Here is a 23,361-nt window from a genome sequence, read left to right as displayed (position 1 = left end):
CGATGAAGCGGCGCCGGCTCCCGACTTTGCCTGCCGCAATTTGAACAGAAACCCATGATTATCGACCTCTACGGATTCGGCCCGGCGCTCGCCGCTGGTGCGCTGATGACCGTCCAACTGGCCCTCACCGCCCTGTGCCTGGGCCTGGTGCTCGGCCTGCTCGGCGCCTTGGCCAAGACTTCCCCGTACAAGCCGCTGCAATGGCTTGGCGGTACCTACTCGACACTGGTGCGCGGCGTCCCGGAATTGCTCTGGGTGCTGTTGATCTACTTCGGTACGGTCAACCTGATGCGCGCCCTCGGTGAGTACTTCGGCAACCCCGACCTGCAACTCAACGCCTTTGCCGCCGGTGTGATCGCACTGGGCCTGTGCTTCGGCGCCTACGCCACGGAAGTGTTTCGCGGCGCCCTGCTGGCCATTCCCAAGGGCCACCGTGAAGCCGGCCAGGCCCTGGGCCTGTCGAAATGGCGGATTTTCACCCGGCTGATCATGCCGCAGATGTGGCGCATCGCCCTGCCGGGCCTGGGCAACCTGTTCATGATCCTGATGAAAGACACCGCGCTGGTATCGGTCATCGGTCTGGAAGAAATCATGCGTCACGCGCAGATCGGTGTGACCGTGTCAAAACAACCATTCACCTTCTATATGGTCGCGGCGATCATGTACCTCGGCCTGACAGTGCTGGCGATGACCGGCATGCACTTGCTGGAAAAACGCGCCGCCCGCGGCTTTGCGAGGAGCGCGCAATGAACTGGGAAGTCATCATCAAGTGGCTGCCAAAACTGGCACAGGGCGCGACCCTGACGCTGGAACTGGTCGCCATCGCGGTCATTGCCGGCCTGCTGCTCGCCATTCCGTTGGGCATCGCCCGCTCTTCGAAGCGCTGGTACGTGCGCTCGCTGCCTTACGCCTACATCTTCTTTTTCCGGGGCACGCCGTTGCTGGTGCAGCTGTTCCTGGTCTATTACGGCCTGGCGCAGTTCGACGCGGTGCGTGAAAGCGCGTTGTGGCCCTACCTGCGCGATCCGTTCTGGTGCGCGACCGTGACCATGACCTTGCACACGGCGGCGTACATCGCCGAGATTCTGCGCGGTGCCATTCAGGCGATTCCACCCGGTGAAATCGAAGCCGCGCGGGCCCTGGGCATGTCCAGGCCCAAAGCGATGTTCTACATCATCCTGCCCCGTGCTGCGCGCATCGGCCTGCCGGCCTACAGCAACGAAGTGATCCTGATGCTCAAGGCCAGCGCCCTGGCCAGCACCGTGACCCTGCTGGAACTCACCGGCATGGCCCGCACGATCATTGCCCGCACTTATCTGCCGGTGGAGATCTTCTTCGCCGCCGGTGTGTTCTATCTGGTCATGGCTTACGTGCTGGTTCGCGGCTTCAAGCTGCTGGAACGCTGGCTGCGCGTCGATGCCTGCCAAGGCCGCTGATACTTCCCACGTGCTGACGGGCGAGGCCCTACTCGCCCGTTTCACGGCGCTGGATGCTTTTCTGATTGAGCATCAGGCGCTGTGGAAACCTCGACCGTTCACTCACCTACAACTTCCATGGGAAGCGTCCTACCCGGAGTTGTCTGCGTGGCTACGCAAGCGATCGCTGGAAGCCGCAGAACGCGCGCATAACCATCCTGCTGATCTTGTCGATGCGCCAGAGCCGTTCGCTTCATTGGCGAAGTTGTCGGCAGAGTTGAGTGCGGTCGGTGAGTTGCCGGGGCATGCGCTTGAGGCTGCCGGGCATCGCTTGAATGTCGATGTGCCCGGGCGCAAGTGGCAGCAGATCGAGGCGTTTGCCGGTCGCTTGTCTTTCGCTTCGCCACCGACGCATTGGTTGGATTGGTGTTCAGGCAAAGGGCACTTGGGACGGCGCTTAATGGGGTCGGGGCAGCAACTGACTTGCGTTGAATACGATCCTTTATTGGTCGCCAGCGGTCAGGCACTGAGTCAGCGTCATCACTTGCACGCCCTGCATGTCGAACAGGATGTACTCGCGGCAGACGCCCCGGCCGTATTGAACGCCGCCCACACCCCCGTCGCCCTCCACGCCTGCGGTGATCTGCACGTGCGCTTGATGCATTTGGCCAGTGCTGCCGGCTGCCAGCAAATGGCGATCGCACCGTGCTGTTACAACCGCATCAGTCGTAACGAAGACCAGGCCTTGTCCTGCGCAGGATCGGCATCGCTTCTACAGCTCTCGCTGGAAGATCTGGCGCTGCCGATGAACGAAACCGTCACCGCCGGTGCAAGAGTTCGACGCCAGCGTGACACTTCCATGGCCCGAAGACTGGCCTTCGACTTGCTGCAACGGCAACTGCGCGGCGTCGACGAATACCTGCCAACGCCCTCCCTGCCCAGCGCCTGGCTGGACAAACCGTTCGCTGCTTACTGTCGCGATCTGGCTGTGCTCAAAGAGTTATCCACAGTCGGCGAGCCAGATTGGCCCGAACTCGAAGCAGCCGGTTGGCAGCGGTTGGCCGAAGTTCGCAATCTCGAATTGCTGCGCGGATTGTTCCGCCGACCGCTGGAGCTTTGGCTGAATCTGGATCGGGCGCTTTTCCTCGCAGAACAGGGATACGTCGTACGCCTCGGCACCTTTTGCAACATCTCACTCACACCGCGTAACTTACTGCTGCTCGCCGAACGCGCTGAAAATACTACAGCCTGTGGATAACTCTGTTGATGGATTTTCCGTGGATCCAATATCTGTGCCTGTTTCGTCGCGTTAACAACACTGGTCATTTTTTGTTCACATGAATAAAAAACCTGTAAAACAGGGATTTGCGAACAAGATGAGAATGGGTTCACAACACCTCGCATAAGCCAGTATCCGCGCCTCTCAGTTGTGCATAAGCTGCCAATCAAAACGACATAACCGACGAATATTGGGCTAGCCGAGTGAATAATTGCGAGGTCATGAAAGCCGAAGCTGACCCGTACGCCCTGTATAAATGTCTTACTACGCGTGAGGTACAAAAGCAGCGCATAAATTTGCGCAGGGCCTGATTTTTCCGGAATGCAAAAATAGTCTGAATTCAGGGGTTTACAGGATCTACCCAACCGCTATAATCGTCGCCCACACGCCGGTATAGCTCAGTTGGTAGAGCAACTGACTTGTAATCAGTAGGTCCCGGGTTCGACTCCTGGTGCCGGCACCATACAAAACAAAGCCCCTGCAGAAATGCAGGGGCTTTGTTGTTTCTGAGTCAGCCAAGACGTCCAAAATGGGGATCGGGCAGGATGCAAATCCCGCAACGCCTCAGGATGCTGACTTGCGACCCGCAAGAGAGTCTGCGCTGCACCCGTCGGTTGCCTGCGCCCCTGCTCCCAATTCTGCAAAGTCCGCGCTTATGCCTCGCAGTATCTGCACGAGCTAAGCAAGGCATTGATCGATGATGTGGGGAAGTAATGGATTCGCCACCAGAAAGGCATTGATGCAAACCGCCATTCGAAGCCCTCGTTGATGCGAGGGCTTTTTGCATTTCAGCCCTGCCGAAAACATGCCGGCCTTCCTCAAGATCCCTTGATGCGCGGACATATCCGACTTCCCTCCTGCATCTATCCAGATAACCCGCCAGCCACTGGAGCGTTCTTGGCCAACGCATCGGCCGCCCCGCAGCCAATTGGGAACTAACGCCGAGCGCAACACTCCCTTACAAAGCGCGGCGCTGTGGAAGAGTCATCCCGCTTCATCACGTCAGCACAACGGACTGAATGCATGACATGGACCAAGAGACCATCGATGAACTCAACATCAGAAACGCCAAACGGCTCCGCACGTTCGCAAATCAGGGACTTTTCTGACTGTCGAAACATTGCTCACGGCGCTGCATTCATCATCGTTTCGGGCAGCTCCGCGAAAGATTTTCCCATCGAACAGTTTGCCGACATCCCGATGATCACGGTGAACGGTGCGATATCCATGTTCATGGGAACAGGCATAAAGCCGTTCTTCTACGCATGCACCGATACCAGTTTTTCGCTACAACAACCTGAACTGTTTGCCTATGCGATGCGCACTAGTCAGCGTGTAGCTGTGTGGGCTAACCAGGCTCAGGAACTGATTGTTGAACCGACAGGTGATCTCTATTTGCTCAAGAAAGCGCCCAAACCAACCTTGACTGAATGGCTACTGCGCAACAACCAGGATCTGGTACGTAATCGAGCTGTTTGGGGTAGTCGAAACCGCAGTATCGGGTTCAGCAAAAACCTGGCCCATGGTTTTTTTGATGCCCGCACAGTCTTGTATCTCGCACTCCAACTTGCCTATCACGCAGGCTTTTCAAAGGTGATTTTGGTGGGAGCGGATATGAACCAGTCCGCGGGGCGCTTTTACGAGACTGATGGAAGCTCTATCTCGCCGTGCGGTCTGGATCAGCATTTTCATTCCAGAATACTTCCATCTCTGAAACTCATGTCCGACAAAGTCGTCGGCAAAGAGTTTGCCGTTTACAACTTGTCGCCCTCTTCGCGAATTCCTTCCGGCGTCATTCCGGTCAAAACACTCGACGAAGTCAAAGCGATAATTCAGACCTGACTGACCTCGAACACAAACGAAATTCTGCCCTCACTTGCGCTCCAGAAATAGCGCAAGTGTTTGCCCTGCTTCGGAATCGAAACCGCAGGCGGACGGAACGCCGCAACGCATTCATGCCCAGGCAACCGCACGCTGTTATAAAGCAAGCCCCACGACTCGGCGTCGCGCAGTTGCCGCGCGAACAGCTGTGATGGGCCATAGGCTTCAGGATCAGGCTGATGCAGATGATCAAAGCCATGGCGAACGTCGTGCAGCGGCTTGATCACCTGATTGATGTAAGTACGCATGGTCAATTCGAGATCGGCTTCCTGGGTCGCCGCGAGAAAGCGTTCCTGGTGAAAACAGGTTTCAGCGATGGCCGCAGCCTGGCTGCTGGCGGCGTAATAGACGCCGAAGGTGCCGTCACTGAAACGGCTGCGTTTGCCGACGTGAGTGAACGCGGCCATCACCGGGCTGGAACCGGGGCCGGACAGACGATCTTCGGGACGTACGCGGGCAAGGACGCCGGCCTGTTCGATCAGGCGATCATTGGTCAGCGCTTCGATGGCGTAGGCAACTTCGAGGTCCTCGGGGTCGAGGACGTCTTCGAACAGCGCAATCGGCGGGAAGCTGCTGTTGACGATGCGATAGGCGCGTGGCCATGGCACGTCGACCAGCGCCGGCGCTTTCAACCGCGCACTCCGTCGAGGTAGCGGCGTACATCGGCGATATCGACCACCCGGCCCGCCAGCATGTAATCCAGGGCGGTTTTGCCGTTGAACGGTGCCGCGGTGTTCGGGCTGCTGACCCAATCGTAGGCGCGCTCGCGGCTATTGCTGAAGATGATGCTCAACGCCTTGTGAATACCCATCAGGTAAGAGATGCGCTCGAGGGTGTCATGGGGCAGGCGTATGTTTGGCAGGTGTTTGTATTTATAGAACGTGGTGTTGCCGACTCCACCGAGCAGGGTGCGTTGTTGCTCGGCGCTACAGCCCCAATGCTCCATGAGGCTGAAGAAGAACTCCAGCGCAACCCGGCCGGCTTCGGGGGCGTCGAGTTGTTCGCGTGGGGTGAGAGCTGGGGATGAGGTAGGCATAGACGCCTCTGATTTTTTGTCTTAGCTGAAGACTAGTACATAACTGTAATTTTTTAGCGTTTTGATACACAAATGAACGAATCGTAGCAATCAAACGCACAGAAGCCGGAGTTAAGTCGGCTTATGTTTTTCTGCGCTATTTAAACAGTTCTGAATGACTCCCTAAACGATCCCAAGACTTCTTGAATTCAGAAGTCTGTGCAAACTGTTTAGGCCGATCAACGCGTTTTTGCGTTTTCTCCTGTTTCGCCATCAGCATTCCTTAGCATGTCGTCTATCGAGTCGAAACGCTGACGGATTTCTCGTGCTTCCATCATTGCGCGGGCCGTCTTCTCCGATGGAACTCGCACCTCGAAGGGAAGCCCCTGAGTAGCAACAACCTGTCGCAGAAAAAGTCGCATGGCGTCGCTAATGCTCAGCCCGCAAGCGTTCAAGACTTCAGTGGCACGCGCTTTCAAATCCTCATCAATGCGGCAGCGCACATCGGTAGTTTTCAGTAGTGCAGCCATTTCAATTACCTCATCGTGGTTTTGTAGCTACATCAGCGCTACCTCTGCATTGTGTTCGGAGTGATCTTTGTGGGTCAATGCGAAGTTGATAGGTGGTTATCTACCACCATGGCTCGCATGCCAGACATGAATTTCAACTCCTTTGACTGTTGGGCGCTATCAGCTGAATCGTTACTTTACCTGAGACCTATCTGCGTATGACGCAGGCAAAAAGCTAGGAAGATGTAAGCTGTTTCTCTTCGAAAAAAATCTCACCGCGCACCAAAACCACGCACTTTTTTGACCTTCATCACCCCCACCCCAGCAAAAACCCCGATCCTCTGTCAGCCTCCAGCCATCGGCGGGGAAATCAATTCGCTACTAAATCCGCGACAACTATGCTCAGGTGCAGGAATATAGCCGGCATATGGCGCCGTTTCGGTCGTTTCGTAAACAACAATACCCAGCCCACTTCAGAGGGCATTACCCATGGATAGCAGAACCTTACGCAACCTCATGCGCATCGTGCAGACCGGCTCGTTGTCGGCTGCAGCCGAGCATTCGTGCCTGACCGTGCAGGCGTTGGCCGCACAGTTGAACAAGGTCGAAGAGCAGTTCGGTTTCCGCTTGTTTCGCCGCTCCAACAAGGGCCTGACGCTGACGCCGCAAGGTACGGAGCTCACGCCTTACATCGACAAAGTGTTGATCGCCACGCGACAAATGGAAGAAAAAGTCGAGGCGCTGAAGGTGCCCGGGCAGCGCACGTTGAAGGTGGCGTTGAACAACACCCTGTCGCCTGATTTCAACCGACGCATGATCGGACGCCTGATTGAGGTGTTTCCCGATTACCAGATGGAATTCAGCTACGCCGAGTCGATGGAAAACCTCAGCAAGCTGAGGAACGAAGATTTCGACCTTGCCGTGCTGATCGGCCCGCAGCGGCCGGGGCTGCCGAGCATCGTGCTGCCCGAGGTGCAGGTGCAGGTGGTCGGTGCGCATTGCGGTCAGGAGAACGATCCGCTGACCTTGCTGGGCAACAAGTTTCAGGTGCGTCCTGCGGAAGATTGTCCGTATTCCCACAGCTTCTTGCGGTTTCTCGACGCCGGGCTGGGCAATCACGAGAACGGCCAGCGCATGGTCTATTCCTGCAGCGAAACCCTGACGCTGTCGTTGATCCCGCAGATGGATGCGGTCGGCATGGTCTCGCGTGAAGCGGCGCAGAAGAACGGTCTGACGATTTTTCCCGGTTTCGAGGATTTCCTCGAAGTGCGCCTGGCGGTAAACAATCCGGAGCTGTCGCACCAGGCGCTGAACGACGTCGTTGATCTGCCGCTACATGAACGAGCCGAGCGCAATGTACGCAGCCGTCCCCACCGCCACACTGAGAAAGAGGTTTTTGCTGAAATACGCACATAGCAACGTCGGAATCGCAGCATAGAATTCCGGGCGATCGAGCTGGATCTGCCGATCCTTGATCAACAGGGGTGTGAGGCTGATCGCAGCGACGATCGCCACCGGCAGATATTCCAGCGCCCGTGCCACGAAGGGCGGCCAGTGGTCGGTGTTGATCTGCAGCGGCAAGGCGCGCGGCAGGAATGTCACCGCCATCATCAGCACCACCACCAGAATCAGGAACGTTTGGTCAGGCATACACCCACTCCGCAGCCCACAAACGTGGCGATAAATACGTTGAAGGGCGAACTGCCGATCAGGCTCAGCGCACCCATGCAGACCACGGCGGCAGCGGCGGCAATCAGTTTGTTGCGCGTGTTGCACAGCGAGACCAGCACGTAGAGCATCATCGCCGTCAGCGCGTAGTCGAGCTGATACTTGATCAAGTGCGCCGCGTACTGCGCGCAGACCGCACCGAGCAGACCGCCGAGCACCCACGAGGTGTGACAGAACAGGTTGAAGCCGATCAGGTAACGCACATTGACCGGTGCGCCCGTGCCAAGCTTGACGCTGTGAAAGGCGAAGGATTCATCCGTCAGGCCACCGGCGTAAGCCCAACGCTCCATGCGGCTCAAACCAAGGGCGCGCAGCGCCTTGGCCATGTACACCGACATCAGCATGTGCCGCGCATTGATCAGGAAAGTGGTCAGCACAATGGTCGTCAGCGAGGCGCCGCTGGAGATCAGCGCCAGCGCGGCGAACTGCGAAGCGCCGGCATAGACGAACAAGCACATCGCTACTGGCAGCCACATCGGCAGGCCGGCGTTGACCGCCATCAGCCCGAAGACAAACGACACGGTGAAATACCCGGCGACCACCGGGCTGGCTTCGGCAAACGTGCGCGACGGCTGATGAGTCGCCATCAGCGGCGCGCTGCCGGACCTTTCATTCATAGATCCCTCTCAAATGTTCGTTCGCCGTGAGGCTCGCAAAAACCCTGGGCAGCCCAGAATCGCTTGCCCGCGAGGTTAGCATCGTCGACGAACAGAAACATCCGCAGCACCCCGACCCGTTTCATGTCGGACGACGCTGCTTCAACCAGACGCTGGCCCACGCCCTGGCTGCGGTAGCGCGGGCTCACGGCCAGATGATTGATCGTGCCGCGACTGCCGAGCATGCCGCCGAGCACCGCGCCGACGATCTCGCCAGCCACATCGAACGCCAGATACGCCGTGGTGGTTTTCTGGATCAACACGCCGCGCAGGCATTTGGCGTCCTGCCATTCGCAGAACGACACTTCGTCGAACTGGCGGAAGAAGCGCTCCATGCGTTGCGCATCCTTGGCGGTGGCGCGGCGCAGTACCACTGGCGTCGAGCACTCGACGCCGTCGATTGGGGTGATCTGATTAGCGAACAATGTCGAAAGCGGTCCCGGGCCGCGAGAAGGAAATCGCCAGAATCTGCCGGTACGCCATGGCATGGGTGTGGGTATTGCGCGCCGGGGTCACGTAGTGGCGCATGTCGCGATCGAGGAAGAAGGTGGTATCGAGAATTTCCTCGTAGGTGGTCGCCGCCAGTTGATGCTCGTGGATGTCGTACAGTCGACTCTCGGCACCCTCTACGTTACTGCGGCCCCAGAAGTGCACACCGCTGAACGGATAGCCGTCGCAATGAATACCTTCAGGAGTGATTTCCAGCTGTTTGCCGGGTTTGATCTCGATGCGGATCTGATGGATCTGGCACTGCCAGATTTCATCGTGCAACTCTTCCGGCAGGACACTTTTGTACACTTCGAAATCGGTGTCGATCAGGCTGCGCATCACCGGCGAGGAGATCACTTCCTCGGAAAAGTCCTGGAAGTGGCGCACCACGCCACCGACGTAAGCGTTGTTCTCTTTCGATTGCACATAGGCGCGATGCTCAAGTTGCTTGAGCTCGCGAGTTTTCGGGTTGTATTCAAAGTCGCTGTAACGACGATAACGCATGCCGGCTTCGGCCTGACCGTAGTAGCTGTCTGGCTCCATGTTTTCCCAACTTTTGGTCAGTCTGACGAAGTCGGCAAAATGACCGTAGAGATTGAAGTCACCACCCTGGACGTTGACAAACTTGTCGCGCCGTAGCGATTCGCCCACTTCTCTGTTCAAAACGATCATTACCAAATTCTCCGCTGCGTTGAACGCCCTAATCTATTGGGTGGAGAATTTGCGTCCATGAGAAAGAATTTCAGGCATTTGAAGCACTGCTTGAAACGGAATCTGCAGCGCTTGAAAAACGACTTTTACATGACAAGAACACCGGTTATTTGCGGTTTTCGCTGAAAAACCGGCGAAAAAAAACCCCGAACGAATCGGGGTTTTCTCATTTTTCTTACAGCGGATCGATCATCAGAAGATGTTGATCGGATAGTCCACGAATACACGCAGCTCGTTACCGCTGACGTTGTACTCGCTGGATTTCTGCGACACGCGCAGGATCGAGCTGCGCAACTTCACGCTCAAGTCTTTGGCCGGGCCACTCTGCACGACGTACTTGAACTGGTTGAAAATTTCGCGCTCGGTGCCGCCTTCGCTGGTGGACGTGGTGATGTTGTCGCCGCGCACGTAAGCGAAGTTGTAGCTCAGACCCGGAACGCCGAACGAACCGAAGTCCAGGCCGTAACCCAGCTGCCAGCTGCGCTCGTCTTCGGCGTTGAAGTCGGACCAGTAGGAGTTGGCCAGATAGATGGAGTTACCACCGTCGCCAACACGGCCCTGATCTTTCTGGTAGCCACCATAGGCGTAACCGAGGTTGCTGTCGCCAGTAGAACGCTGATGCGCCACGGTGAACGAGTGCGGGCCGGTGGCGAAGGTGGCTGCCAGGCTCCAGATCTTGTTGTCGCGACCGGTGACGATGCTTTCGCCCGGCACGGTGTTTTCGCGTACGTACGAGCTGTCCAGCTTGGTGCGATAGCCGTTGAAATCCAGGGTCAGCGACTGATCCTTGTTGAACGGAATCACGTAGTTGGCGTTCACGTACTGTTTCTTCAAGACGTCCTCAACGTCGGAGGCGTACAGCGCGCCTTTGAAGTGTTCGGTGAACTGATAGCTGCCGCCCAACACGTTGATCGACTTCAGACCGCCGCTGTCACGGCCTTCATCGCTTTTGCGCGACTCGGCAGTGAAACGCCCGGCGTTCAATTCCAGGCCTTGGATTTCACGGGAAGTGATCAACGTACCGGTATAGCTTTCCGGCAGCAGACGCACGTTGTCGTAGCTCAGCACCGGCAGGGCCGGCATCTGGTCGCCATAGGTCAACACGGTGTTGGATACACGAAACTTGACCGCAGCACCGCCCTTGGCGATGTCGTGGTTCGCACGACCGTCATTTTCCTGTTTGAAGAAGTCGATGCCGCCAGCGCCGCTACGGCCCTTGCCGCCGTCCAGGCGCAATGCGTACAGACCGAAAGCGTCCACACCGACACCGACGGTGCCTTGGGTGAAGCCCGACGAGAACGTAACGATGGCCGCTTGGCCCCATTCGGCCTTGTCCTTGTTACCGTCTTTGTAATCACGATTGATGTAGGCGTTGCGCAACAGCACTTTAAGGCTGCTGTCTTCAACGAAACCCTTGGATTCGGCCTGGTCGTTAGCCATGGCCTGTGTAGCACTCAACATCCCCAGTGCGATCAGACTGATTCGCTTGTTCAACATTTTGTTTTCCTTATTACGGGTTGAAACGCGCTGTGTCGAACGGCTGAAACGGCGCTTTCTGCACTCTTGTATTCACCCCGAAACAAAAAAGCCCGCCGACGTAACGTCCTGGCGGGCCTGCTCCTTATTTTGAGTCATGGCGGTTAGCCACAGGCGTTGGGCCGAATCGTAGCCGCGCCCTGAACTGTGTGTCAATTTCAAGAATCGTCTTTAAATAGGCGAAAAACGTCTAAGAAACGTAATTTTTTTGCTGGGCGGTTGCAGAAAAATGAGGTTAAGCAGGGAGTTCTGAACTGTGGGAGCGAGCCTGCTCGCGAACGCGCATAAAGTCATTGGCAGGGCTGACGTCATCGCGAGCAGGCTCGCTCCCACTTTTGAATGCCTGTGGATAAAAATCAGGCCAAAAAAAGCGCCGCCATCCCGGCAGCGCTTTTTGACCAATCCCTGTTGTTCCTATCCTTCCATCACATCCCACAAGGCTTCCAGCTCGGCCTCGCTGAACAGGCCAGCGGGGTAACGCTCGATCATCATCCGGCGCGGATCAGGTTCTCTGATCTGACGCGTTCCATTGGACTTCAACCAGTGCGCGACAAGCTGGAGCGATTCGCCGTTGACGGCCATGGGATGCACAGTCCGCTCGCTGATTACGTTCACTTCGGCGTTCATTTCAGCGCTCTCTCCCCGTTCGTGAGCGGCTACGTTATCCAAGGTTTGTGACAGAACTGTTGAAGTTCCCCTCCCTCCCTAGTGCATCAGGAGCAATACAAGAGCTATGCCAAGGCGACTCGAATGTCGACCGGCGGATACAAACAAGCCCGCGGTCCTGACGGGCCGCGGGCTTGCTTTCATGCTGAGCGAGCTAATCATTGCCTGGCTGATTTGTTAATCAACTCAAGCTGTTACGACTCAACTCACTCTTTGTGCGGCGCTGGCTGCTGTTGGGTAAGGCAGTGAATATTGCCGCCACCCAGTAACAGTTCACGGCCCGGCACCATCACCACTTCGTGCTGCGGGAACAGCTTCTGCAGAATTTCCCTGGCCGGGGCATCCATCGGGTCGTCGAAGCTCGGCGCGATGATGCCACCGTTGACGATCAGGAAGTTCACGTAGGAGCCGGCCAGGCGCACGGAAGGGTTGCGCTCCTGCGAACCGTCCACCGCATCGACGCCGGCACACTCTTCTTCGGTCGCGTACAGCGGCCCCGGAATCGGCATTTTGTGCACCGTGAACGGGCGGCCCTTGGCGTCGGTGCTGCTTTGCAGCACTTGCATCGCGGCCTGGCAGCGCGGGTAGTTCGGATCCTGCGGATCATCGGTCCACGCCAGCAGCACTTCGCCCGGACGCACGTAGCAGCAGAAGTTATCCACATGGCCGTCGGTTTCATCGTTGAACAAGCCATCCGGCAACCAGATGATCTTGTCCACAGACAGGTTGTCGCTGAGTACGGCTTCGATTTCTTCGCGGCTCAGGTGCGGGTTGCGATTGCGGTTGAGCAAGCATTCTTCGGTGGTGATCAGCGTGCCTTCGCCGTCGACATGAATCGAACCGCCTTCGAGCACGAAACCTTCGGTGCGGTAACGTGGACTGCGTTCGATCTCGAGGATCTTGCCGCCGACCTGCGAATCACGGTTCCACGGTGCATACAGGCCGCCATCGAAACCGCCCCAGGCGTTGAAATCCCAGTTCACACCGCGCACTTCGCCATGGTTATTGATAACGAAGGTCGGGCCGCTGTCACGAACCCAGGCATCGTCGCTGGACATTTCCACCACGCGGATATTCGGCACGTCGAGGCGCGCGCGGGCGTTTTCGTATTGGCCGGCGGAGACGGCAACGGTCACCGGCTCGAAGCGGGCGATGGCTTTGGCCACTGTGGCGTGCGCGGCCTGCGCCGGTTTGCCACCCAGACGCCAGTTGTCCGGGCGCTCGGGCCAGATCATCCAGGTCTGGGTTTGTGGCGCCCACTCGGCCGGCATGTAGAAGCCGTCGGCGCGCGGGGTACTTTTCAATGTGGTCATCAGGACTCCAGGGAACCGTCGAGGGTTTTCAACGCGCCGTACAGATTCGGCCGGCGGTCGCGGAATGAACCCCACGCGCTGCGAATATGTTCCAGCTCGTCGAGGTTGAACGTGTGCACAAGAATACCTTCTTCGGTTTTATTCAGCTCCTGCACTTTTTCGCCGAACTGGTTGGCGATGAACGAAGAGCCATAGAAGGTGATGTCGTAGCCGTCCTGCTCTTCATTGCCGATGCGGTTGCTGGCAACCAGCGGCATCAGGTTGGCGCCGGCATGGCCCTGCTGCACTCGCTGCCAGTGGTCGCGCGAAGAAATGGTCTTGTCGTGCGGCTCGCTGCCGATCGCGGTTGGATAAAAGAGAATTTCCGCGCCTTGCAGGGCCATGCTGCGCGCCGCTTCCGGGAACCACTGGTCCCAGCAGATGCCGACGCCGATTTTCGCGTAACGGGTATTCCACACCTTGAAGCCGGTGTCGCCCGGGTTGAAGTAATACTTCTCGTGATAGCCCGGGCCGTCCGGAATGTGGCTTTTACGATAAATCCCGAGGTTGCTGCCGTCGGCGTCGATGATCGCGATGCTGTTGAAGCGTGCACGCCCGGCCAGTTCGTAGAAGCTGATCGGCAGCACCACTTGCAGCTCTTTGGCAATTTTCCGGAAATGCTTGATGGCGACGTTTTCTTCAACCGTCGTTGCCAGTTGCAGGTAATCCGGATTGGGCTTCTGGCAGAAGTACGGTGCCTCGAACAGTTCCTGGATGAGGATGATCTGCGCGCCTTTGCCGGCGGCTTCACGGACCAGTCTTTCAGCGGTTTCGAGGTTGGCTTCCAGGTCCCACGAACAGGCCATCTGCGTGGCGGCGACGGTAACGATACGGCTCATGAATCATCTCCGGGCTAGTGCTTTGACGGTCGAAGAATTCAACCGAAAAGAAAACGCGCGCACCGGACAAGAGATCGCCATGCCGGAGCAATGGCGAATTTATAACCGATAAATATCGGCTTTAAAAGCTCTAAATAAGTAATCTCTTCGCTTGAACGCTAATTAAATCGATACAAATCGAACTTGAGAGTTAAAACAAATGTGGGAGCGAGCCTGCTCGCGAATGGGCTGTGTCAGTCACCGCATGTGGCGACTGATACACAGCTTTCGCGAGCAGGCTCGCTCTCAAAGGGGATGTGCCTTGCTTACAGACCTTCGCTCAACACCCGATCCAGCATTTCGACGAAGAAATCCACGCTCTGGCGCGACGTCACCATCGGTGGCTTGATCTTGAGGATGTTCAAGTCATCGCCCGTCGGCTGCATGAAGATCCCCAACTCGCGCAGGCGGTCACACAGCAACGCTGTCTCGGCGGTTGCCGGTTCCAGCGTCTGCCGATTGCGGATCAGCTCCAGCCCCAGATAAAACCCGGAGCCGTGCACCGCGCCGACCAGCGGATGTTTATCGATTAACGCTTCCAGGCGCGCCTTGAAGTAACCGCCGACGACCTGGGCGTTTTCCCAGAGCTTTTCCTCCTCCATCACATCCAGCACCGCCATGCCGATCTGGCAACTGACCGGACTGCCGCCCGCCGACGAGAAGAAATAACCTTCGGCCTCCAGCGCCTCGGCGATTTCCCGGCGGGTGATCACCGCGCCAAGTGGCTGGCCGTTACCCATGCCTTTGGCCATGGTGATGATGTCCGGCACCACGCCCTGCTCTTCGAAGCCCCAGAAGAAATGGCCCATGCGCCCGTAACCGACCTGCACTTCGTCAGCGATGCACACCCCGCCCTGCGCGCGGACCTTTTCATACACCTGCGGCAGATAGCCCGGCGGTAAAGAAATACCCCCGGCATTACCGTAGACCGGCTCGCAGATGAAACCGGCCAGTTGCCGCTTTTGCTCGGCCAGTTTTTGCAGGTGATGTTCGACGCTGCGCACGTAATCCGGCGCCGAATCCGCGCCACGGAATTCGCCGCGATAAGTGTTCGGCGCCGGCACTGGGTGCACCCAGTCCGGGCGACTTTCGAGCGCCTTCGGGTTGTCAGCAATCGACGTCGATACCGCATCGGCGCCGATCGTCCAGCCGTGATACGCCTCAAGCACACTGATTATGTCGCGCCCGCCGCTGTAGGCCCAGGCCAGACGAATCGCCAGGTCATTGGCCTCACTGCCGCTGTTGACCAGGAACACGCGATCCATGCCCTTCGGCGCCAGCTTCAGCAAGCGCTCGGAAAACTCGGCGACCGCCGCGTAGTTGAAACGCGAATTGGTATTGAGCAACGACCACTGCCGCGCCGCGACCGTCGCCATGCGCGGGTGGCCGTGACCAAGGACGGCGACGTTGTTGAGCATGTCCAGATAGGAGCGGCCCTGCATATCAATCAGGTGATTGCGCCAGCCGCGTTCAATGCGGGGCGGGTCAACGTAATAGTGTTTTTGCGTGCGGGCAAAACTGGCATCGCGGCGTTCGAGCAGGGTTTTCGCGTCCAGCTCAGGCTCGGCGTCGCAGGCCAACCCGAGCAAAGTCGCCGGTGACGGGCACACCGCCTGCCATGCGGATGCACGGGACGGCGTGCAGAACAGCGGCGCGTCGAGTTCTGCTCCCCGGCACATCTGCACTAGCAGCGGGCCCGTGACCGTACCGAGCTTCTGGCCTCGATCCAGTGCCGCGTCATGGCCAAGAACTGGCGTCACGCCCCACAGGCGAACGCTGAACTGCGGGCCATCGAGTTGCAGCGCCCCGTTTGCCGCTTGATTCAGAACGCCGGGGAACGGTGCTTGCACCTCGCTTCCGGTCGGCACACGCAATTCGACATGCAACGGGAACGTATCCGGTTCAGTCGCACTGTCCGGGCGGGTGCGTGACAAGCGGTACTGGCCATAACGCGTCGCCGCCAGCCCATGGACCGCTGCTGCTTCTGTCAGCAAGCGCTGATCAATGCCCGGCTGCTCCCAATTGCCCGCTTCGAAATGCGGACTCAACACGCCCAGATCGATCAGCGCAAATTCACGCCCGACCAGCCCGGGCAACAATGGTGCAAATTCTGTGTTTTCAGCCTCCGGCACGGTCTGTCCCACGGCGGTGAGAATCGCCGCTTCCATCAGCTCCAGTGGCACCGAGGTCGCGACGCGGAAGATTTCCCACTCGTGGCTGAGATTGTCGCGGCTATAAGTATTGGCGGGATCGATGCTCACCTGTTGCTCGCCACTGAGCACCAGCACCGCCGCCCGCGCCACGATCAAGGGCCACAGCGCTTGCAGTTCTGCGTACTGCAACGGATTGACCGCGTGATACGCCTTGACCGCCGGCAGGATGACAAACGGATCGCCATCGGCGTGATGCAGCAAAGCCGCACAGGTCACGGACAAATCAGTGATGCGCCAGGTGCGCACCAGATCACCGAAGTCGATCACCCCCTGCAATTGCCAATGCCGCTGGGCATCACGCGCCCAGACGACGTTGTCATCGGTGATATCCATGTGAATCGCCTGCACCGGCAGCTTGTCCAGCAGCGGCTGCAAACGGCGCTCGGCCTGCTCGGCGGCAGCGCTGATCACCGCACGCTGCTGCACGTCCGAGATCACCGGCAACAGATGACTGATCAAAGCGTTGGCGTGACGCGCGTCCCACTGCAAGGTGCGTTCAAGGCCCGGGTGATCGAAGCCTGCGAGCGCCAGATCCATCTCGCCACAGAGTCGGCCAAACCCGGCAACCACGTCCTGGCCAAGATGATCGAAATCGGTCAACGGCTGCCCGTCGATGTACTCCAACAACCGCACATGCACCGTTTCGCCATTGGCTTGCAACGACAACAGATCCGCACCGTTATTGGCTGCGATGACGCGCGGCACCTTGATCGCCGACTGCTCGGCCAGATAATTGAGGCCTGCGTGCTGGGCTTGCAGTTCCACAAGAGCGTAGTCGCCACGACAGACTTTCAACACGAAGCGCCCATTTGCGCTGTCGACGCGGTAATTCAGATCCTGCTGGCTGCCCAGCGCCTGCAACGTGCCGCTGAGCCCGTAATGTTCGGCCAGCCATTGCAGCGCCTGCGCCTCTGAAACCTGCGGACCGGGCAAACTGGCGCGATGAATCAACGTGGCGAGCGGCATGAAACGACCCCTGAAATTTTATTAGGCGCTTATATCGCCATTGCCTTGGCGGTTACGCAACCCCCAGCGTGACTGAACGGCCCAATTCAAACCGAACGCTCGCGCCCTGCAGCACTTTGCGCAAGAATGTCGGCCATTCACACCTGTCTATGGAAATCCTCATGAATGTCATCACCACCGATCTGCCCGGTGTTCTGATCATCGAACCCAAGGTGTTCGGCGACGAGCGCGGTTTTTTCTACGAGAGTTTCAATGCCAAAGCGTTTCAGGACGCCACCGGTCTGGATACGCAATTTGTGCAGGACAACCATTCGCGCTCGCAAAAAGGCGTGCTGCGTGGCCTGCATTACCAGTTGCAGAACACCCAGGGCAAACTGGTTCGCGTGACCGCGGGTGAAGTGCTTGATGTGGCGGTGGACATCCGTCGCAGTTCGCCGCATTTCGGCAAGTCGGTGGCGGTGCGCCTGTCGGCGGAAAACCATCGCCAGCTGTGGGTACCGGAAGGTTTCGCTCACGGTTTCGTGGTGCTGAGCGAGTTCGCCGAATTTCTCTACAAGACCACCAACTATTACGACCCGTCTTCCGAGCGCAGCATTCGCTGGGACGATCCGGCGCTGGGCATCGATTGGCAACTGGAGGAAGCGCCGAAGCTGTCGGCCAAGGACCAGGCGGCTGCGCTGCTCAAGGACGCTGACGTCTTCGCCTGAGGCCGGGCATAATGCGCCTGTCACCTCAGGCGTATCCGGCACATGAAACCACCGCTTCCCCGCAGACCCCGCTGGCGCAGCCTCGCGCTGTTGGCCCTGTGCCTGGCGCCGCTGCTGTGGCCGCTGGAACATCTCGCCGAACGCTATTACCGCAGCGAACTCGCCGGACAGAATCGCCAGACCCTCGATCTGTACGTCGCCAACCTACTCGGCACCCTGCATCGCTATGAAGTGTTGCCGCAGATTCTCGGCGATCTGCCGGCCCTGCGCGCGGTGCTCGGTGCGCCGGACGACGGCGTGACCCAAGGCAACGCCAATCGCCTGCTGAAAAACATCGCTGCGCAGACCGGCGCTGAAGTCATGTATCTGATGGACACCTCCGGCCAGACACTGGCGGCGTCGAACTGGGACAAACGCGACAGCTTCGTCGGCCGCAACTTCGCCTTCCGCCCGTATTTCAGTGAAGCCATGGCCGGGCGCCTCGGACGCTTCTTCGGCCTCGGCACCACCTCGGCCAAGCGCGGTTATTTCTTCGCCGCGGCTGTGCGCAGCGGCGAGAAAATCATCGGCGTGCTGGTGATCAAGGTTGACCTCGACCACACGGAAAGCCTGTGGGGCAAAACCCCGGAACAACTGCTGGTGACCGACCATAACGGCGTGGTCATCCTGACGTCGCGCCCGGAATGGCGTTTCCGCTCCACTCGCGAGTTGAGCGATGCCGAGCGCGCCGCGATCACTGCGATCCAGCCCTATCCGACCCGTGAACCCCGGCCGCTGAACCTGAGCCCTGACGCCTGGCTGACGCAGACCCACGACATCGCCGAGACCGGCTGGAGCGTGAGCATCCTCGCCCCGCGCACGCTGATTGATCGTCCGGTGCGCACGGTGGTCGCGATCGGCGGCGCCACACTGTTGGTGGTGATGCTGCTGGTGGGTTTGATGATGCAACGTCGCCGGCATTATCTGGAGCGCATCGCCTTCGAGGCCAAGGCGCGCCGCGAACTGGAAGGCCGGGTGGCCGAACGTACCAGCGATCTGGAAGGCCTCAACCGCCGTTTGAAGCAGGAAGTGCTTGAGCGCGAGCACGCCCAGCAGGAGCTGGTGCGCGCTCAGGACGATCTGGTTCAGGCCGGCAAATTGTCGGCACTGGGGACCATGTCGGCGAGTATCAGCCACGAACTCAATCAACCGCTGGCAGCGATTCGCAGTTATGCGGAAAACGCCGAAGTGCTGCTCGATCATCAGCGCACCGAGGACGCGCGCGGCAACCTCAAGCTGATCAGCGAACTGACCGGGCGCATGGCCTCGATCATCGCCCACTTGCGTGCCTTCGCTCGGCGCGATCGCCACGCACCGGAAAGCGTCGCTCTGCAACCGGCGCTGGACGATGCGCTGGCATTACTCGCCAAACGTCGCCGCAGCATGGAAGTCGAACTGATCCGCGACTTGCCCGCAGCCACGCTGTGGGTCGAGGCCGGCGAAACCCGACTGCGCCAGGTGCTCGGCAATCTGCTGGCCAACGCCCTCGATGCGCTCACCGAAAAAGGCCCGCCGCGCAAGTTGTGGCTGAGTGCCGAAGCCACCGCCGACGGCGTCAATCTGTACATTCGCGACAATGGCCCCGGGTTCTGCATGGAAGCTCTTGGCCGCGCCAGCGAGCCCTTTTACACCACCAAGACCCGCACACAGGGTCTGGGTCTGGGACTGGCCATTTGTGAAACGCTGATGCGCGCCTTTGGTGGCGAGCTGTCGTTCGCCAACCACAAACAAGGCGGTGCCCTGATTACCCTGCGCCTGCGCGCCGGCGCGCCCGGAGTCAGCCTGCAACCGTCCGAGGATCGAAGTGCATGACCATCGACAATCGCATCCAGGTAGTGTTGATCGACGACGATCCGCACTTGCGCCAGGCTCTCGGCCAGACCCTGGACCTGGCCGGCCTGAAAATTCTGCCGCTGTCCGAAGCCAAAGGGCTGGCCGCGCAACTTGAGCGAGACTGGCCGGGGGTGGTGGTCAGCGACATCCGTATGCCGGGCATGGACGGCCTCGAACTGTTGAGCGAGTTGCATGCACAGGATCCCGAGTTGCCGGTGCTGCTGATCACCGGCCATGGCGACGTACCGCTGGCAGTGCAAGCGATGCGCGCCGGTGCTTACGATTTTCTGGAAAAGCCCTTTGCCAGCGATGCACTGCTCGACAGCGTCCGTCGCGCCCTCGCGCTACGGCGGCTGGTGCTGGACAACCGCAGCCTGCGTCTGGCCTTGAGCGACCGCAACGAATTGAGCGCTCGGCTGGTCGGCCATTCGACGCCAATGCTGCGCCTGCGTGAACAGATCGGCGCGCTGGCGGCGACCAAGGCCGACGTGCTGATCCTCGGCGAAACCGGTGCCGGCAAAGAGGTGGTGGCCCGCGCGCTGCACGATTTGTCGAGCCGCCGCAACGGCCCGTTCGTGGCGATCAACGCCGGCGCCCTGGCCGAATCGGTGGTGGAAAGCGAGCTGTTCGGCCACGAGCCCGGCGCCTTCACCGGCGCGCAGAAGCGTCGCATCGGCAAATTCGAATTCGCCAACGGCGGCACGCTGTTTCTCGACGAAATCGAAAGCATGAGCATGGACGTGCAAGTGAAACTGCTGCGCATGCTCCAGGAGCGGGTCGTCGAGCGCCTGGGCGGCAATCAGTTGATCCCGCTGGACATCCGCGTCATCGCCGCGACCAAGGAAGACCTGCGCCAGGCGGCGGATCAGGGCCGCTTCCGCGCCGACTTGTATTACCGCCTCAACGTCGCGCCGCTGCGCATCCCGCCGTTGCGCGAACGCGGCGAAGACGCACTGGTGTTGTTCCAGCATTACGCCGATGAAGCCAGCGCCCGTCACGGCTTGCCGCCCCACGAGCTGCAACCGGCACACCGCGCCCTGCTGCTGCGCCACACTTGGCCAGGCAATGTACGTGAACTGCAAAATGCCGCCGAACGCTTCGCCCTCGGCCTTGAACTGGCACTGGACAACAGCGCTGATGGCAGCGGCGGCGCGCCTGTAGAAGTGGTCAGCGGCGGCCTCAGCGAGCAAGTCGAAAACTTCGAAAAATCGTTGATAGCCGCCGAACTGGCGCGCTCGCACAGCTCGGTGCGCAGCCTCGCCGAAGCTCTGGGTATTCCGCGCAAGACCCTGCATGACAAGCTGCGCAAACACGGTCTGAATTTCGGCGACAGCAGCCACGGGGAAGACAACGAATGAGCAGCGAAAGCGAATACCTGCAAACGGTGCTGCATCACGACATTCCGCTGACCGCCGAAATGGGCCTCGAGGTGCTTGAGTGGCGCGAGCAGCAACTGAGCCTGCACCTGCCGCTCGCGCCCAACGTCAATCACAAGAGCACCATGTTTGGCGGCAGCCTGTATTGCGCAGCGGTGCTGGCCGGTTGGGGCTGGTTGCATTTACGTTTGAAGGAAGAAGGGATTGCCGACGGACATATCGTCATTCAGGAAGGGCAGATCAGTTATCCGCTGCCGGTGACGGGAGACGCCATGGCCATTTGCCCGGCGCCGGAGGCCGCGGTGTGGAAACGCTTTGTGGCGATGTATCGGCGTTATGGACGGGCGCGGCTGACGCTGGATACGCGGATACTGAATGCGGGAAGTGAGGACGAGGCGGTGAGATTTACCGGGCAGTACGTTTTGCACCGTTGAAGATCAACAGCCCCTCACCCTAGCCCTCTCCCGAGGGAGAGGGAACCGATACGGGGATGCTACAGATTTACGTCGACCTGAAACTGCTTCGCCGAATCCACAATCGACTCGATTCTCCAGGTCGATGCATAGCGCCAGACAACTCGGTCGGCTCCCTCTCCTGGGGGAGAGGGCTGGGGTGAGGGGAATTGCGGATCAGGCAGTTAGCCTCGGGCCAACTCCAACAACCGTCCGCGCCACGCAGCCTTCGCCGGCAGCGCCAGAAAGAACTCGTTCAACAGCGATTCTCGCGGCGGATAACTGAACGCTTCACCCTTCAAATCCAGCACCTCGCCCCCCGCCCCTTCCAGCACGCCCTGCGCTGCCGCCGTGTCCCACTGCGAAGTCGGCGCCAGTCGCGGATAGCAATCAGCAGCACCTTCGGCCAACAGACAGAACTTCAAGGAACTGCCGATATTGGCCAGTTGCAACTCACCAAGACTGGCGCTCAACCCGGCCAGCAAACGCTCTTGCTCGGGACTGGAATGTCGACGGCTGGCGACCACGGTAAACGCCTCGCCCGGCGCAGGCACATCGCGCACCTGAATCGCCGTCGGCGTACCGCCCTCGTCGCCACGCCAGGCTCCAAATCCGGCGCCGCCGACATAAAAACGACCGTTGGTCGGCATCGTCACCACACCAAACACCACCCGGCCATTTTCAATCAGCGCGATGTTGACGGTGAATTCCTCGCTACCGCTGATGAACTCCTTGGTACCGTCCAGCGGATCCACCAGCCACCAGCGCTGCCAACCGGCGCGAACACTTTGCGGGATGTCGGCGTCCTCTTCGGACAGCACCGGAATGCTCGGATCCAGCGCCGTCAGCCCGGCAACGATAAGGTGATGGGCGGCCAGGTCGGCGGCCGTGACCGGCGAATCATCGGACTTGGCCGTGACTTCAACGCCGGCGCGCCAGAACGGCAGAATCGCCTCGCCAGCCTGTAAAGCCAGCGCAACCACAGGTGCCATCAGCGGATGGGGAAAATTCATCGACGTCTCACTCATAGCTGAACACCCCGCGCTGGCTCAGCAGGTCACGGGTCAAATACAGCGCCGCCAAGGCGCGGCCCTCGGAAAATTGCGGATTCTGCGCCAGCGCCGACAGTTCGCGCAGGTTGACCTTGTCGACCCGCATCGGCTCCGGTTCATCACCTTCCAGCCGCTCTTCATACAGGTCGGTGGCCAGCACCACCTGGATTTTCTGGCTCATGTAACCGGGCGACAGCGACAGCTCGGTCAGATGTTCCAGTTGACGCGCGCCATAACCGGCCTCTTCCTTGAGTTCCCGCTCAGCGGCCGCCAGCACGTCTTCGCCCGGCTCGATCAGGCCTTTGGGCAGAGACAGTTCGTATTCGTCGGTGCCGCCGCAGTATTCCTCGATCAACACTGCGTGTTCGGCATCAAGCATCGCGACGATCATCACCGCGCCGTAGCCCGCACCCTTGCCGACCAGACGCTCGTAAGTGCGCTCCACGCCATTGGAAAATCGCAGCTTGAGTTCTTCGACGCGAAACAGGCGACTGGTGGCGACGATCTCGCGGGCGAGTACGGTGGGTTTCTGGCGCATGCAAAGCTCCTTGGCGTGAACGCGCTACTATAACGCGGCTTTCCCGATTGTTTGCGTCGGATATCTTTTC

Annotated in this window: 24 protein-coding genes, 1 tRNA gene and 1 pseudogene; 11 read left to right on the top strand and 15 right to left on the bottom strand. The window is 59.3% G+C overall.

The annotated features are described in order from the left end of the window. Positions 1 to 54: 54 nt before the first annotated feature. From AB4N85_RS23305 to AB4N85_RS23290, 4 genes are all read left to right on the top strand, one after another. Positions 55 to 750, top strand: a complete 696-nt coding sequence (locus AB4N85_RS23305) for an ABC transporter permease (RefSeq protein ID WP_016772144.1) — start codon at positions 55 to 57, stop codon at positions 748 to 750. Next, positions 747 to 1,436 carry an ABC transporter permease gene (locus AB4N85_RS23300; protein ID WP_016772145.1) on the top strand — a complete coding sequence of 230 codons (690 nt, stop codon included), beginning with the start codon at positions 747 to 749 and terminating at the stop codon, positions 1,434 to 1,436. The genes AB4N85_RS23305 and AB4N85_RS23300 overlap by 4 nt, the downstream gene beginning before the upstream one ends. Next, positions 1,417 to 2,673: a methyltransferase gene (locus tag AB4N85_RS23295; protein ID WP_252868625.1), complete on the top strand. Its 1,257-nt coding sequence runs from the start codon at positions 1,417 to 1,419 to the stop codon at positions 2,671 to 2,673. The genes AB4N85_RS23300 and AB4N85_RS23295 overlap by 20 nt, the downstream gene beginning before the upstream one ends. 408 nt (positions 2,674 to 3,081) lie before the next feature. Continuing rightward, positions 3,082 to 3,157 (top strand) — tRNA-Thr (locus AB4N85_RS23290). Positions 3,158 to 3,242: 85 nt separating this feature from the next. On the opposite strand, the pseudogene AB4N85_RS23285 reads toward AB4N85_RS23290, so the two are convergent. Continuing rightward, positions 3,243 to 3,344, bottom strand: a pseudogene (locus AB4N85_RS23285) (helix-turn-helix domain-containing protein); the annotation flags it as partial. On the opposite strand from AB4N85_RS23285, the gene AB4N85_RS23280 reads away from it, so the two are divergent. Both AB4N85_RS23280 and AB4N85_RS23275 read left to right on the top strand, forming a co-directional pair. After that, positions 3,313 to 3,408 (top strand): DUF3077 domain-containing protein, encoded by a 96-nt coding sequence (locus tag AB4N85_RS23280; protein WP_353954831.1) that lies wholly within the window; start codon positions 3,313 to 3,315, stop codon positions 3,406 to 3,408. The pseudogene AB4N85_RS23285 and the gene AB4N85_RS23280 overlap by 32 nt on opposite strands. 309 nt (positions 3,409 to 3,717) lie before the next feature. Beyond that, the gene (locus AB4N85_RS23275; RefSeq protein ID WP_252868624.1) at positions 3,718 to 4,536 is read left to right on the top strand and encodes a lipopolysaccharide biosynthesis protein; all 819 of its coding nucleotides are present in this window, start codon (positions 3,718 to 3,720) and stop codon (positions 4,534 to 4,536) included. On the opposite strand, the gene AB4N85_RS23270 is transcribed toward AB4N85_RS23275, so the two are convergent. The 3 genes from AB4N85_RS23270 to AB4N85_RS23260 form a co-directional block, all read right to left on the bottom strand. After that, positions 4,527 to 5,192 (bottom strand): RES family NAD+ phosphorylase, encoded by a 666-nt coding sequence (locus AB4N85_RS23270; RefSeq protein WP_435406353.1) that lies wholly within the window; start codon positions 5,190 to 5,192, stop codon positions 4,527 to 4,529. The two genes, AB4N85_RS23275 and AB4N85_RS23270, sit on opposite strands and share 10 nt — an antisense overlap. 11 nt (positions 5,193 to 5,203) lie before the next feature. Then, complete coding sequence (locus AB4N85_RS23265) at positions 5,204 to 5,611, bottom strand: MbcA/ParS/Xre antitoxin family protein (RefSeq protein WP_150741767.1); 408 nt, start codon at positions 5,609 to 5,611, stop codon at positions 5,204 to 5,206. Positions 5,612 to 5,829: 218 nt separating this feature from the next. Continuing rightward, positions 5,830 to 6,120 (bottom strand): type II toxin-antitoxin system RelB/DinJ family antitoxin, encoded by a 291-nt coding sequence (locus tag AB4N85_RS23260; RefSeq protein ID WP_056787159.1) that lies wholly within the window; start codon positions 6,118 to 6,120, stop codon positions 5,830 to 5,832. A 468-nt stretch (positions 6,121 to 6,588) separates the two neighbouring features. Here AB4N85_RS23260 and AB4N85_RS23255 point away from each other — a divergent pair, with 468 nt between their 5' ends. Beyond that, positions 6,589 to 7,515: a LysR family transcriptional regulator gene (locus AB4N85_RS23255; protein WP_252868622.1), complete on the top strand. Its 927-nt coding sequence runs from the start codon at positions 6,589 to 6,591 to the stop codon at positions 7,513 to 7,515. Here the strand turns inward: AB4N85_RS23255 and AB4N85_RS23250 are convergent. From AB4N85_RS23250 to AB4N85_RS23210, 9 genes are all read right to left on the bottom strand, one after another. Continuing rightward, complete coding sequence (locus AB4N85_RS23250; protein ID WP_041477503.1) at positions 7,432 to 7,749, bottom strand: AzlD domain-containing protein; 318 nt, start codon at positions 7,747 to 7,749, stop codon at positions 7,432 to 7,434. The genes AB4N85_RS23255 and AB4N85_RS23250 overlap by 84 nt on opposite strands. Further along, positions 7,728 to 8,444, bottom strand: coding sequence for an AzlC family ABC transporter permease (locus tag AB4N85_RS23245; RefSeq protein WP_016772152.1), 717 nt, complete (start codon positions 8,442 to 8,444; stop codon positions 7,728 to 7,730). Before AB4N85_RS23245 ends, AB4N85_RS23250 begins: the two co-directional genes overlap by 22 nt. Beyond that, positions 8,441 to 8,818 (bottom strand): GNAT family N-acetyltransferase, encoded by a 378-nt coding sequence (locus tag AB4N85_RS23240; RefSeq protein ID WP_016986309.1) that lies wholly within the window; start codon positions 8,816 to 8,818, stop codon positions 8,441 to 8,443. The genes AB4N85_RS23245 and AB4N85_RS23240 overlap by 4 nt, the downstream gene beginning before the upstream one ends. 79 nt (positions 8,819 to 8,897) lie before the next feature. Further along, complete coding sequence (locus AB4N85_RS23235) at positions 8,898 to 9,644, bottom strand: 2OG-Fe dioxygenase family protein (RefSeq protein WP_041477502.1); 747 nt, start codon at positions 9,642 to 9,644, stop codon at positions 8,898 to 8,900. A 231-nt stretch (positions 9,645 to 9,875) separates the two neighbouring features. Then, positions 9,876 to 11,180 (bottom strand): OprD family porin, encoded by a 1,305-nt coding sequence (locus tag AB4N85_RS23230; RefSeq protein ID WP_252868621.1) that lies wholly within the window; start codon positions 11,178 to 11,180, stop codon positions 9,876 to 9,878. Between the two features lie 453 nt (positions 11,181 to 11,633). Then, a complete protein-coding gene (locus AB4N85_RS23225) occupies positions 11,634 to 11,846 on the bottom strand; it encodes a hypothetical protein (RefSeq protein ID WP_056787152.1) in 213 nt (70 codons plus the stop codon). A gap of 245 nt (positions 11,847 to 12,091) precedes the next feature. Next, a complete protein-coding gene (gene aguA, locus AB4N85_RS23220; RefSeq protein WP_150741769.1) occupies positions 12,092 to 13,198 on the bottom strand; it encodes an agmatine deiminase in 1,107 nt (368 codons plus the stop codon). Further along, positions 13,198 to 14,076, bottom strand: coding sequence for an N-carbamoylputrescine amidase (gene aguB / locus AB4N85_RS23215; RefSeq protein ID WP_041477498.1), 879 nt, complete (start codon positions 14,074 to 14,076; stop codon positions 13,198 to 13,200). The genes aguA and aguB overlap by 1 nt, the downstream gene beginning before the upstream one ends. A gap of 305 nt (positions 14,077 to 14,381) precedes the next feature. Continuing rightward, positions 14,382 to 17,294, bottom strand: coding sequence for an aminotransferase (locus AB4N85_RS23210; RefSeq protein WP_252868620.1), 2,913 nt, complete (start codon positions 17,292 to 17,294; stop codon positions 14,382 to 14,384). Between the two features lie 161 nt (positions 17,295 to 17,455). On the opposite strand from AB4N85_RS23210, the gene rfbC reads away from it, so the two are divergent. Genes rfbC through AB4N85_RS23190 form a run of 4 tightly spaced genes read left to right on the top strand, consistent with a single transcriptional unit; the run spans position 17,456 to position 21,683 of the window. After that, positions 17,456 to 18,001 carry a dTDP-4-dehydrorhamnose 3,5-epimerase gene (gene rfbC, locus AB4N85_RS23205; protein WP_252868619.1) on the top strand — a complete coding sequence of 182 codons (546 nt, stop codon included), beginning with the start codon at positions 17,456 to 17,458 and terminating at the stop codon, positions 17,999 to 18,001. A 42-nt stretch (positions 18,002 to 18,043) separates the two neighbouring features. Further along, positions 18,044 to 19,852: a sensor histidine kinase gene (locus AB4N85_RS23200; protein ID WP_095181088.1), complete on the top strand. Its 1,809-nt coding sequence runs from the start codon at positions 18,044 to 18,046 to the stop codon at positions 19,850 to 19,852. Further along, positions 19,849 to 21,231, top strand: a complete 1,383-nt coding sequence (locus AB4N85_RS23195) for a sigma-54-dependent transcriptional regulator (protein ID WP_041477494.1) — start codon at positions 19,849 to 19,851, stop codon at positions 21,229 to 21,231. The genes AB4N85_RS23200 and AB4N85_RS23195 overlap by 4 nt, the downstream gene beginning before the upstream one ends. Continuing rightward, positions 21,228 to 21,683: a thioesterase domain-containing protein gene (locus AB4N85_RS23190; protein ID WP_056787139.1), complete on the top strand. Its 456-nt coding sequence runs from the start codon at positions 21,228 to 21,230 to the stop codon at positions 21,681 to 21,683. The genes AB4N85_RS23195 and AB4N85_RS23190 overlap by 4 nt, the downstream gene beginning before the upstream one ends. A gap of 203 nt (positions 21,684 to 21,886) precedes the next feature. On the opposite strand, the gene cysQ is transcribed toward AB4N85_RS23190, so the two are convergent. Continuing rightward, positions 21,887 to 22,714, bottom strand: a complete 828-nt coding sequence (cysQ, locus tag AB4N85_RS23185; RefSeq protein WP_095181090.1) for a 3'(2'),5'-bisphosphate nucleotidase CysQ — start codon at positions 22,712 to 22,714, stop codon at positions 21,887 to 21,889. A 7-nt stretch (positions 22,715 to 22,721) separates the two neighbouring features. Then, positions 22,722 to 23,291 carry an ADP compounds hydrolase NudE gene (gene nudE / locus AB4N85_RS23180; RefSeq protein ID WP_016772166.1) on the bottom strand — a complete coding sequence of 190 codons (570 nt, stop codon included), beginning with the start codon at positions 23,289 to 23,291 and terminating at the stop codon, positions 22,722 to 22,724. Between the last annotated feature and the right edge of the window lie 70 nt (positions 23,292 to 23,361).

This window comes from Pseudomonas sp. H1_G08 (genome assembly GCF_054681355.1).
Note: the sequence above shows the minus strand (reverse complement) of the source record. Positions and strands in the feature narration are given on the sequence as shown.